The 11,921-nt window shown below is 40.0% G+C and carries 12 protein-coding genes; 10 read left to right on the top strand and 2 right to left on the bottom strand.

Features of this window, described 5'->3' with window-relative positions; translation table 11 throughout:
• Positions 1-2: 2 nt before the first annotated feature.
• From I6F40_RS01745 to I6F40_RS01780, 8 genes are all read left to right on the top strand, one after another.
• On the top strand, positions 3-716 hold the full coding sequence (locus I6F40_RS01745) for a YggS family pyridoxal phosphate-dependent enzyme (protein WP_007585410.1): 714 nt from the start codon (positions 3-5) through the stop codon (positions 714-716).
• Between the two features lie 17 nt (positions 717-733).
• Positions 734-1,555 carry a pyrroline-5-carboxylate reductase gene (gene proC / locus I6F40_RS01750; protein WP_002962567.1) on the top strand — a complete coding sequence of 274 codons (822 nt, stop codon included), beginning with the start codon at positions 734-736 and terminating at the stop codon, positions 1,553-1,555.
• A 26-nt stretch (positions 1,556-1,581) separates the two neighbouring features.
• Positions 1,582-2,115, top strand: a complete 534-nt coding sequence (locus I6F40_RS01755) for a YggT family protein (RefSeq protein WP_007585413.1) — start codon at positions 1,582-1,584, stop codon at positions 2,113-2,115.
• Positions 2,116-2,175: 60 nt separating this feature from the next.
• On the top strand, positions 2,176-2,619 hold the full coding sequence (locus I6F40_RS01760; RefSeq protein ID WP_166376469.1) for a DUF4426 domain-containing protein: 444 nt from the start codon (positions 2,176-2,178) through the stop codon (positions 2,617-2,619).
• A gap of 4 nt (positions 2,620-2,623) precedes the next feature.
• Positions 2,624-3,223: an XTP/dITP diphosphatase gene (locus I6F40_RS01765; RefSeq protein WP_166376468.1), complete on the top strand. Its 600-nt coding sequence runs from the start codon at positions 2,624-2,626 to the stop codon at positions 3,221-3,223.
• Positions 3,220-4,356 carry a radical SAM family heme chaperone HemW gene (gene hemW, locus I6F40_RS01770; RefSeq protein ID WP_166376467.1) on the top strand — a complete coding sequence of 379 codons (1,137 nt, stop codon included), beginning with the start codon at positions 3,220-3,222 and terminating at the stop codon, positions 4,354-4,356. The genes I6F40_RS01765 and hemW overlap by 4 nt, the downstream gene beginning before the upstream one ends.
• A gap of 68 nt (positions 4,357-4,424) precedes the next feature.
• Complete coding sequence (locus tag I6F40_RS01775; RefSeq protein ID WP_166376466.1) at positions 4,425-6,260, top strand: DUF885 domain-containing protein; 1,836 nt, start codon at positions 4,425-4,427, stop codon at positions 6,258-6,260.
• A gap of 90 nt (positions 6,261-6,350) precedes the next feature.
• Positions 6,351-7,019, top strand: coding sequence for a hypothetical protein (locus I6F40_RS01780; RefSeq protein WP_166376465.1), 669 nt, complete (start codon positions 6,351-6,353; stop codon positions 7,017-7,019).
• Here the strand turns inward: I6F40_RS01780 and I6F40_RS01785 are convergent.
• Both I6F40_RS01785 and I6F40_RS01790 read right to left on the bottom strand, forming a co-directional pair.
• Complete coding sequence (locus I6F40_RS01785; RefSeq protein ID WP_024598899.1) at positions 7,002-7,445, bottom strand: hypothetical protein; 444 nt, start codon at positions 7,443-7,445, stop codon at positions 7,002-7,004. The two genes, I6F40_RS01780 and I6F40_RS01785, sit on opposite strands and share 18 nt — an antisense overlap.
• Positions 7,446-7,453: 8 nt before the next feature.
• On the bottom strand, positions 7,454-8,170 hold the full coding sequence (locus I6F40_RS01790; protein ID WP_024590673.1) for an SIMPL domain-containing protein: 717 nt from the start codon (positions 8,168-8,170) through the stop codon (positions 7,454-7,456).
• A gap of 114 nt (positions 8,171-8,284) precedes the next feature.
• Here I6F40_RS01790 and I6F40_RS01795 point away from each other — a divergent pair, with 114 nt between their 5' ends.
• Positions 8,285-10,954 (top strand): bifunctional acetate--CoA ligase family protein/GNAT family N-acetyltransferase, encoded by a 2,670-nt coding sequence (locus tag I6F40_RS01795; protein WP_165725176.1) that lies wholly within the window; start codon positions 8,285-8,287, stop codon positions 10,952-10,954.
• Positions 10,954-11,907: an ion transporter gene (locus tag I6F40_RS01800; RefSeq protein WP_166376464.1), complete on the top strand. Its 954-nt coding sequence runs from the start codon at positions 10,954-10,956 to the stop codon at positions 11,905-11,907. The genes I6F40_RS01795 and I6F40_RS01800 overlap by 1 nt, the downstream gene beginning before the upstream one ends.
• The last annotated feature ends 14 nt before the right edge of the window (positions 11,908-11,921 follow it).

Raw genomic sequence — 11,921 nt, forward strand, 5'->3', positions numbered from 1 at the left:
TTATGACTCCACAACTAACTGATAAATATATGGTTACAATAGCAGAACGACTCACATCCGCCTACGCTAGAATTGCAGACGCGGCAAAAATTGCACAACGAAACACTAACGAAGTCACTCTACTGGCAGTGTCTAAAACTAAACCAAGCGAAGATGTTATTGCAGCTTATGAGCATGGTCAGCGCGAATTTGGTGAATCTTATGTTCAAGAGGCTATAGATAAAATAGCTCAACTACAGTCATATAGCGACATCATTTGGCATTTCATTGGCCCTATTCAATCTAATAAAAGTGCTTTAGTGGCTGCCAACTTTGATTGGGTGCAAAGTGTTGATCGCATAAAAATAGCGAAACGATTAGATTCCCAGCGCCCAGACGATAAACAGCCTCTTAATATACTTATTCAAGTAAATATAAGTAATGAAGAAGCGAAGTCGGGTTGCCACCGCGATGAAATAGATGAACTTGCCGATTTTATTAACCAATGTGAGCACTTAACACTTCGAGGTTTAATGGCAATTCCCGCTAAAAGCAACGATCTGGATACGCAAATTCAATCTTTTGAGCAATTACAAACTTGCTTTGATAAACTAAAGACCCAATATCCTCAAGTAGATACTTTGTCGATGGGTATGAGTAACGATGTTGAAGCTGCCATTAGTGCAGGCTCAACCATGGTAAGGATCGGCACAGACATTTTTGGAACACGAACTTAAAAGGTGATAACAGATTTATGTCAGATAAAAAAATCGCATTTATAGGCACAGGTAATATGAGCTACGCCATTATTGGTGGCATGGTAAAAAACGGTTTTAACGCAAGTAACATTATTGCGACTAACCGCAACCAAGAAAAGCTTGAAAAGGTAGCCTTTGATTTCAAGGTGCAAACCACCAGTGACAATAACGAAGCCCTGCGCGATGCTGATGTAATTGTTTTATCTGTTAAACCACAAATGATGGGCGATTTATGTAAATCGTTTCAAGAGTCGGGCGTAGATTTTAGCGATAAACTGTTTATTTCTGTTGCTGCTGGCTTAACTGTAAAACGTTTACGTGAAATGCTAGGTCAAGACGTTAAAATGGTACGTTGTATGCCAAATACACCGTCTTTATTAGGCCGTGGTGTATCAGGTTTATATGGCGCGGGCGAAACACAAAGCGAACACGAGTTTGTACAACAAGTTTTTGAATGCACTGGCATTGTTGTATGGGTCGAAAAAGAATCACAAATTAACGATATTATTGCTGTGACCGGCTCATCACCTGCTTACTTTTTCTTATTTATGGAAGCCATAGAAGAAAAAGCTAAAGCGCTGGGCTTTAATGATGAAGACGCTCGTCGTTTAGTACAGCAAACAGCCCTTGGCGCCGCAGAAATGGCACTTAGCCAGCCTGATATTAGTATTTCGCAACTGCGTTCAAACGTAACATCTAAAGGCGGTACTACTCACGCAGCTGTTGAGCACTTAAAAGACGAAGGCTTAACTAAAACCGTCGGCGATGCAATGGATGCGTGTATTGCGCGTGCAGAGCAAATGGAAAAAGAACTTTAAAACCACTTTTTATTGAAGGTTACACTATGAATGCCATGCAATTTTTAATCAGTACCCTGTTTGATTTGTTTTTAATGGTGGTATTACTGCGCTTTTGGCTGCAGTGGGCAAAAGCCGACTTTTATAATCCAATGAGCCAGTTTGTGGTTAAAGCCACTTCGTTTGCGGTAAAACCACTGCGTAAAATCATTCCGGGGTTTGGCGGACTTGATTTAGCATCTCTGTTGCTGGCATTTATAGTGGCTGTAGCCAAAATTAGTACTTTAATGCTTGTTATATATAATGCGTGGGCAATACAGCCTGTAATTATACAAGCACTTATAACGGTACTAAAAGAAGGCCTTAACTTAGTTTTTTGGGTACTTATTATTCGCGCTATTTTAAGTTGGGTTAGCCAAGGTTATAACCCTATAGAAGCGGTTTTCCATCAGCTTACTGAACCAATGCTAAAACCAATTCGTAAAATATTGCCATCAATGGGTGGCTTAGATTTATCAGTTTTAGTGCTTATTATTGGTATTCAGTTTTTGCAAATGCTGCTTATGGATTTTTTAGTCTAATATGGATTTTTTAATTAGAGGCCCAAAGGCCTCTTTTTTATATGTTTTGAGGAATACATAATGAACCGTTTAATTAAGTTTTGTTTTATTGCTTGTTTAGCATTTGCATTTAACGCGCAAAGCGAAGAAATGCAAGGCGCACAATATAAAGAGCTTGGCCCTTGGCAAGTGCATTACATCGCCTTTCCTTCTACTTTTATTCAGCCAAAAATAGCAAAAACGTATGGCCTTGAGCGAAGCGGATACAAAGGCATTGTAAATATTTCTGTTTTAAAAAATAATGCCGAAAATACAGCCCAAACAGCAAAGCTTACTGGCACAGCTAGAAACCTACTTGGCAACAAACAAACGCTTACTTTTAAAGAAGTAAAAGAAGGTGATTCAATTTATTACCTTGCCCAAGTTGATTATACCAACGAAGAGATTTTACGCTTTGAGATTGAAATACAACAAAGTAATCAATTTCAAAAATTACAGTTTCAGCAAAAATTTTACGTAGATTAATAACATGACCAAAACTTTAGTACTTGCTACAGGTAACCCTGGCAAAGTAAATGAGCTAGCTAACATGCTAAGCCCTCTGAATATTAATGTAGTTCCACAGAGCGATTTTAACGTAGATGAAGTTGCCGAAACCGGCACTACCTTTGTTGAAAATGCCATTATTAAAGCGCGTCATGCCGCTAAAATTACTGGCATGCCTGCTATTGCCGATGACTCAGGTTTAGAAGTTGATGGCCTAAATGGCGCACCCGGTGTTTACTCTGCCCGTTTTGCAGGCCCAGGTGCCAGCGATCAAGATAACATTGATAAGTTACTCGTAGACTTGGGTAATAACCCTATCCGTAGTGCTCGTTTTTGGTGTGTACTGGTATTAATGCGCCACGCAGATGACCCTACCCCCCTTATTTGCAGTGCAAGCTGGGAAGGCGAAATTACGCTCACTCAAAATGGCAACGGTGGCTTTGGTTACGACCCTGTATTTTTTGTACCAGAGAAAAATTGTACCAGTGCTGAGCTTACAAAAGAGCAAAAAAATGCAGTGAGTCATCGCGGCCAAGCACTACAAAAACTATTGCTAGAGCTACAGCAAAAAGGCGGCCTGTGAACCTTCCACCACTGAGCTTATATGTGCACGTACCTTGGTGCGTGCAAAAATGCCCGTACTGCGATTTTAATAGCCACGGACAAAAAGGTGAAATACCTGAAGCTGAATATGTTCAGCATTTAATTGATGATTTAAAAGCAGATTTGCACTTAGTGCAAGGACGTAAAATTCACAGTATCTTTATTGGTGGCGGTACTCCGAGCTTATTAACTGGTGCGGCTTATACTCGTTTATTAAATGAAGTCGACAACCTAATTGGTCTTGAAGAACACTGCGAAATTACCCTTGAAGCCAACCCAGGTACAGTAGAAACAGGTCGTTTTAAAGATTACGTAAAAGCAGGCATTAACCGTATTTCTATCGGTGTGCAAAGCATGCAAAACGACAAGTTAAAAGCACTTGGTCGGATTCATGGCAGCGACGAGGCAAACTATGCCGCGCAACAAGCTAAAGAAGCCGGTTTAAATAGCTTTAACCTTGATTTAATGCATGGCTTACCTGGGCAAACACTTGACGATGCACTGAGCGATTTAAAACAAATAATAGCGCTCGATCCACCGCATATATCGTGGTATCAACTAACTATTGAACCCAATACTCAGTTTGCTTCAAAACCACCTACCTTGCCACAAGACGAAATACTGTGGGACATTCAAGAACAAGGGGTCGAGTTACTCGCTCAAGCAGGTTACATACAATACGAAATATCGGGCTATGCAAAACCGGGTTATCAATGCCAACATAACTTAAATTATTGGCGTTTTGGCGATTATCTCGGTATTGGTTGCGGCGCGCATGGTAAGGTTACTGATGCAAATACAGGGCTTATTACGCGTACTGAAAAGGTTAAACACCCACGCGGCTATATGGATTTAATTAAACCGTATATGTATAAAAGCTGGCATGTAGAGCAAGACGATTTAGCGTTTGAATTTTTTATGAACCGCTTTCGCCTTGTTGAGCCTTGCCCAATTAATGATTTTAATAAACTAACAACACTGCCACTGCAAGGTCAGCAAAGCGCATTAAACCAAGCAATTAATAAAGGTTTATTGACTCAAACAGACAGCCATTGGCAGGTAAGCTTAAAAGGTCATCGCTTTTTAAATGACCTGCTAGAATTATTTGTGTAGCCCCCAGCGCTACACAAAAAATAAATATAAAACACCCTAATGGGTTTCTAACAACAAAAGGGAAAACAATGCGTAAACTTACTTTTATTGCGGCCGCAGTAAGCGTTGCACTACTTGCTGGTTGCCAGCAAACAACACAACAAGCGACTTCAGCTCCTATTGCACAAGCAGTTCAATCACAACAAAGTGAAATAGACAAAGCGAATGCTTTTTTTGAAGATACATTTAACCGCGACGTAATGAGCAGTCCTGTATATCAAACATACATGGGTATTAAGCAAGATTACGATAAGTGGGATGATGGCAGCGAAGAAAGACAGCTTAAAGATTTAGCGCAAACAAAAGCTGACCTAGTTGCACTAAAAGCAATCAGCCGTGATTTATTAGATGATGCAACAAAAGTTAGCTACGACTTAAAAAAACAAGATCTTGAAAGCTCAATTGCTGACTTTAAATGGCGTTACCATAACTACCCTGTGAACCAAATGTTTGGTACGCATTCTATGATCCCTGCGTTTTTAATTAATCAGCACTCAATTAGTAATGTAAAAGAAGCTAAAGACTACATTTCACGCTTAAATGGTGTAACTGGTGTTATTGATCAGCTTATTATTGATTTAACTGTACGTGCAGAAAAAGGCATCATTGCCCCTAAATTTGTATTCCCGCATGTTATTGATTCAAGCAAAAACATTATTCACGGTGCACCGTTTGAAAAAGGCGATGATTCTACCTTGCTTGCTGACTTTAAACGTAAAGTAACAGCGCTTGAAATTAGCCAAGACGAAAAAGACTCGTTAATCAGCGATGCATCAGATGCATTAAAATCGGCTGTTAAACCATCTTACTCTAAGTTAATTAATTACCTTGCACAGCTTGAAAAACGCGCAGATAACCGTGATGGCGCATGGAAATTACCTGATGGCGAAGCGTTTTATAACAACGCACTTAAGCGCACAACTACAACAGATTTAACTGCTAAAGAAATTCATGCAATTGGCCTATCTGAAGTGGCACGTATTCATGATGAAATGCGTGAAATTAAAGACAAAGTTGGCTTTAAAGGCGACTTAAAAGCGTTTATGCAGTTTATGAAAACTGACAAGCAATTTTACTACCCTAATGATGCACAAGGTAAACAACGCTACCTTGATGAAGCCACTGGGCTTATTGATACAATGAAAACGCGTTTAGATGAGTTATTCATTGTTAAACCAAAAGCAGGTTTAAAAGTAAAAGCGGTTGAAGCATTCCGTGAAAAAGCAGCAGGTAAAGCATTTTACCAACAGCCAGCTCCTGATGGTTCACGCCCAGGTGTTTACTACGCTAACCTTTACGATATGGAAGCAATGCCAACGTATCAAATGGAAGCGCTGGCATACCACGAAGGTATTCCGGGACACCACATGCAAATAGCTATTTCGCAAGAACTAGAAGGTATTCCTAAGTTCCGTAAGTTTGGTGGCTACACAGCGTATATTGAAGGCTGGGGTTTATACTCAGAGTTCATTCCTAAAGAAATGGGCATGTACTCAGACCCTTACTCAGATTTTGGTCGTCTTTCAATGGAATTATGGCGCGCATGTCGCTTAGTGGTTGATACGGGGATTCACGCAATGAAGTGGACTCGCCAAGAAGGTATTGATTACTACGTAAATAACACGCCTAATGCAACATCTGACGGTGTTAAAATGGTTGAGCGTCACATTGTAATGCCTTCACAAGCAACAGCTTATAAAGTGGGTATGCTTAAGATTTTAGAGCTTCGTGAAGAAGCTAAAAAGCAACTTGGTGATAAATTTGATATTCGCCAGTTCCACGACGTAGTGCTTAAAAATGGTCCTGTACCACTTAATGTACTAGAAAACTTTGTTAATGAATGGGTAGCAAGCAAAAAGGCTTAAAACCAATTTAAACAATTGCTTTAAATATGAAAAGGTCGCATTTGCGACCTTTTTTGTTTTATAGTAGTAAAAAAGATTTTGGAAATAATAATGGATTTAAGCATACAACTACTTAATGCGCGTATTTCAAAGCAGCAGTTAAATGAGCTCGATAACGACTTTAGGCAGTTAAGCCCTGCTCAGCAAACTTTGCAGCTTAACCATTTATATGACAGCGCCCAACGGTTGAGTGTTAAGTATGACTTTATGCAAAACATAGCAATCCGTATATTAAGTACTAATACAGCACCTTCTCTATTTATTAACCAACTCACTAATATTGACGCATTGAGCTTTTTCACCCCAGCGCTGAGAGTAAATAAAGGCTTTTTAGTACAAGATACTCAAGGAAATAACGTACTGCATAATGTGTTTAAACATGCCGATACTACAAAGCTGCCATTTAACTATGTACGCTCTTTAATGTTGTTTGAATCAAATGATGACTTAGTTAAAGCAGTCGCGCAGCCCAACTCTCACGGATTAACACCAGTTGCCTGCTACATTGCCTATGCAAATAAACCGAGCACACCGGTAAAGCATGAATTTTCAGCTTTGTTAGCATTAATGGAAATAGAGCAAAAACAAAACCCTAATGCAAAACAGCAGCTTGCCAACGTACTAAAAGGGCAAAAAGTTAACGAGACCACAATTTTACTGAGCGCCGCTTACTTGCAACGCTCAACGGCGCAAGTTGCTCACTTAATCAAGGCGCTTTAATTCACTCACAACTTCTGTACGCACACTGTCTATGGCATGTGTAATAGATTGCGCAGCACTTTCGTGATCAACCATATTTGGCCAATTTGTTTGCCAGACCTTTTGTAAGTCTTTTGTTTTTAAATGTACTTTATCAACGGCTAAGTAGCTTAAGTCATGAATTAAGTTAACTTTAACCCAGCCTTTTCTAGGGCTGCCATCTATTTTGTTATTATCGTAATGTGCGGCAAATACAATAAGCTCAAGCTCGGCTAGTTCTTGTAATATTTGAAAGCTAGCAATGCGTGTATTGTTGTTCTCTTCACTTGCCTCCATTCGCCATGCATTATAACTAAAGCCTATAAATGCAAACACTACGCTCGCTATAGCAGTAAAAAAATACGAACGGGGCGCCAGTACAAACTGACCATATTTAGACTCTGACATATTATTTCCTAGTCATTTAAATAATATTCAACACTGGTTACCACTCTTATGTTTTTTATTTGCGGTGTGTTTGAATCTCGATTACTGATACTAAATTGCCCTTGGCGAGCTGTTTTTATTTTGCCTAATTTTGAATTAGAGTCTTTAGCAAATTTATTAGCGACTTCACGCGCTTTTTCAGTTGCTTCTTGCACCATCGCAGGTTTTACATCATTGAGGCCTGTAAAAATGTATTCAACTTTTGTTTCGTAGCTGTCCTGCACTATCGCGATATCTTGTTTAGCAAGCTGGCTTACTTTACTCAGCGCGTTTTGCACTTTATCTGGCGCATCAGAATAAACAATAATATTTGAACGCACTATGTATCTAAATTGCTGATTTTCATTACTGTATTCACGTGCTTGCTTATCAATAACTGACTGGCTGCCTATTGTTATTTCATCGTCGTCAAAACCATGCAGTTTTAAAAAAGCAGTTACAGCATCATTTTTTTTCTCAACTCGGCTGACTAATTTTTCAAGATTATTGTCGGCATCACTAAATTGCAGAGGCCAAATTACCGTATCGGCTATAACTTCTCGCTCGGCCAATCCCTTAACCTGCACAGTACGTTCCATCTCTTTTACACTGAGAGCTGTGCTCTTTAAAATAAACCCTAAGCTAATTAAGCCTATACTTAAACAAATAGCCGCTATAACAATGTAAAAACCGGGGGTTTTATTCACAATAATCTCCTTGATTGATATCAATAATAAGCATCTAGACGCTCGAAATAACACAGTAAACAGGGTACATTGAGACTATAAATAACGCAAAATTTAATCAGCCTAGGAAAAACCATGAGCCTTAAGCGCATTACCCAGTTTTTTAACCCAAGCTCAGTGGCCGTTATTGGTGCCTCTAATATATCAACTCGTGCTGGTTTTGTGGTTATGCGCAACTTACTTCAAGGCGGTTTTAAAGGGCCGATAATGCCCGTTACTCCGAGCCATAGCGCAGTACATGGCGTACTTGCTTACCCCTCTATTGCTGACTTACCAAAAGTACCCGACCTTGCTGTTATTTGTACTAACAAAAATACCTTAATTGATATTATTGAGCAGCTTGGAGAGCTTGGCTGTAAAACGGCGATTGTTATTGCAGATGGGCTTTCTGGAGAGCAAAAAAGCGCGCTTAAAGCATGCGCTCAAGCCAAACAGGTTACTTTGCTTGGACCCAATTGTTTGGGCTTGCTGATCCCTCATATTGGTTTAAATGCGAGCTTTTCACATACAGTAGCAAGCCCAGGTAAAATTGCATTTGTATCGCAATCAGCAGCAGTATGCTCAACCATTTTAGATTGGGCTAAAAACAAAGAAATTGGATTTTCATATTTTGTATCGGTAGGTGATTGCCTTGATATAAACTTTAATGAACTACTCGACTTTTTAGGTCGTGATGCTAAAACCAAAGCTATTTTACTCTACATTGATAACATTGAAGATATTCGTGGCTTTATATCAGCAGCAAGAGCTGCGGCCTTTAGTAAACCTGTAATTGCAATTAAAACAGGTAAAACAAGTGCAGGCGCACTTGCAGCCGAAATTCACACCGGCGGAAAGCAAAGCTCTGATGCTGTTTACGATGCGTTATTTCAACGAGCGGGTATGCTGCGCGTAAATGATTTACGAGAGCTATTTGCAGCAACACAAACACTCGCCATGCATCCAAAATTATTAAAAGTAGAGCAACTGACAATTTTAACTAATGGTGGCGGCCCAGGTGTTATGGCCGTTGATGAGCTAATTCAAAGCTCCGGTAAATTAGCCGAGTTGAGCGCTGAAACCCGAAATGCGCTAAATAAAGTAATTCCGCAATCAGAAACCACCTCAAACCCTGTGGATATTTTTGGCGACTCAGCACCTGCGCGTTATAAGCAAGCATTAGAAATTTTACTGCACGCAAAAGAAGTTAAAAACTTACTGATTATCCATACTCCCTCAGCGCTTGCGCCCAGCGAAGACTACGCCAACATTATTGTAGAAACCTTACAAACATTACCCAAAATGGCACGCCCTTACGTTATAACTAATTTTATGGGTGAAGACGCATCTTACGCCGCCAGAAAAGTGTGCTCAAACAACGCAATACCAACTTATAGAACACCAGAGGGTGCTGTTGGCGCGTTTATGCACTTGGTAACGTATCGCCGTAACCAAAAGCATTTAACGCAAACACCTGAGTCGAATACAGATGACGCAAAAATAAATAAAGTAGCAGCTAAAGCGCTTATTAATGAGTTTTTAGATGACGGACAAAGCTACTTACCTACCCATCAGGCAAGCCAAGTATTAAATCACTATGGTATTACATGCATTCAAACTGAGGTGGCTTACACCCCAACAGAAGCCAGAGAGCAAGCCATAGAACTTGGTTTTCCGGTCGCGTTAAAACTTATTAGCCCAAGTATTGCTTCAAAGTCTGAAGTAGGTGGTGTGGTGCTTAACTTAAACGACGCGAACGAGGTTGAACAAACTGCTTTTGCAATGCTTATCCGTATTAAAAACACTTATCCGGATGCTGTTATTGAAGGGTTTTCATTACAAAAAATGGCGCCGCGAGCAGGCGCAAATGAGCTGCGAATTGCGATTAAAACCGAGCCTAATTTTGGTCCTGTTATATTATTAGGTGAAGCAGGCACCGGCCTTGAATATGCGCAAGCCGCCGTTGCTCTGCCTCCACTAAATATGAACTTAGCAAAGTATTTAATTGCCGCAGCGCACGATAAAGGCGTATTAAAGGAGCGCATATTACCCGAAAAAGTTGATAAGTATCGTTTGTGTGCACTGCTAACGCGTATTTCTCAGTTAGTTATTGATCAACCTGACATAAGCTCAATGGAACTTAATCCTATACTTGCCAGTAATGGACAGTTTTTAGTGCTCGATGCCACTATGACACTTAGCCGTTATCAAGCTCAGAGCAATCGTAAGCGCTTATCTATTCGTCCCTACCCTATTGAACTTGTTGAAGTGGTAACACTTAAAAACAACACCCAAGCTACGCTCAGACCAATAAAGCCAGAAGATGAACAAGCTCATAAAGCATTTGACGAGTCACTTAATAAAGAAGACAGATATAAACGCTTTTTTGGCGAACTACCACAATTTAACCACGATCAACTCGCTAAAATGACGCAAATTGATTACGACCGTGAAATGGCGTTTATTGTTTGCCAACGCTTTGAAGGTAAAACTCGCACATTAGGTGTGTCTCGCGTCATTATGGACCCCGATAACCTGCATGCTGAGTTTGCCATTGTAGTACGCTCAGATTGCCAAGGTTTAGGGCTTGGTCGCATACTAATGAGTGCAGCAATTAACCACTGTAAACGCCAAGGTGTGGAATCGATTGAAGGCATAACCTTACCAGAGAACACTGGGATGATTGAGCTTGCCCGTAAGTTAGGTTTTAAAATTAGTCGCGACTTTGAAGAAGGCAGTATTAATATGGTACTTAAACTTAAATAATGAATGAACCACACACTTTAAGACAAAAAATGGCTTGCCTGTTTGAAGGCACAGGCCAGTACCATCGAGCAGGACATATTCTTGATATTGCACTCATTAGCTTAATAATGATCAACGTTGTAGCCATTGTTATTGAATCAATCCCAAGTGTGGCAGAGCAGTATTACAACGAATTCTTAGTTTTAGAAATTGTCTCGGTCGCTATTTTTGCTATTGAGTACTTAGCCAGGCTTTGGGCTTGCGTAGATAAAACACGATATGCAGCAATGGAAGGGTCTCATACCAAACGTCGGCTTCGCTATTTTTTCTCCCCTTTGGCAATTGTTGATTTAATTGCGATTTTACCAAGCTTAATGATGTTTTTATTTCCTCTCGATTTACGTTTTTTACGCGTGCTCCGACTATTAAGGGTATTTAAACTCACTCGCTACTCACGCGCCATGCAGCTACTTTTAAAAGCCTTTAACGATGAAGGTAGTTCATTAATGGCAGCTTTTTTTATTATGGCCGTCGTGCTTATTTTAGCTTCATGCGGAATTTACTTAATTGAGCACGACATACAACCCGATAAATTTGGCTCGATTCCCGCAGCTATGTGGTGGGCAATGGCAACATTAACAACCGTTGGTTATGGCGATGTAGTACCTATAACACCATTGGGTAAGTTTTTCGGCGGGGTTATTACACTACTGAGCATGGGAATGGTTGCGATACCTACCGGTTTACTGGCGTCTAGTTTTTCAGAACAAATACGTAAACGCCGCCAATTTTTTGAAGATGCCGTACATGAACAAATTCAAGATGGCACCCTTAATAATACTCAACAAGAACACCTAGAAGAACTACGCTATAAATTAGGCTTGAGTAAACTAGAAGCTAATAAGGCCATTAAAACGCAGTTGAATGAGCATAATAGCCATTTGTTTTGCAGGCACTGCGGTAAAAGGCCTTAAATAAGTACTGCTAT

It is taken from the genome of Pseudoalteromonas sp. SWXJ133 (assembly GCF_015864365.1).
GTDB lineage: Bacteria > Pseudomonadota > Gammaproteobacteria > Enterobacterales > Alteromonadaceae > Pseudoalteromonas > Pseudoalteromonas arctica.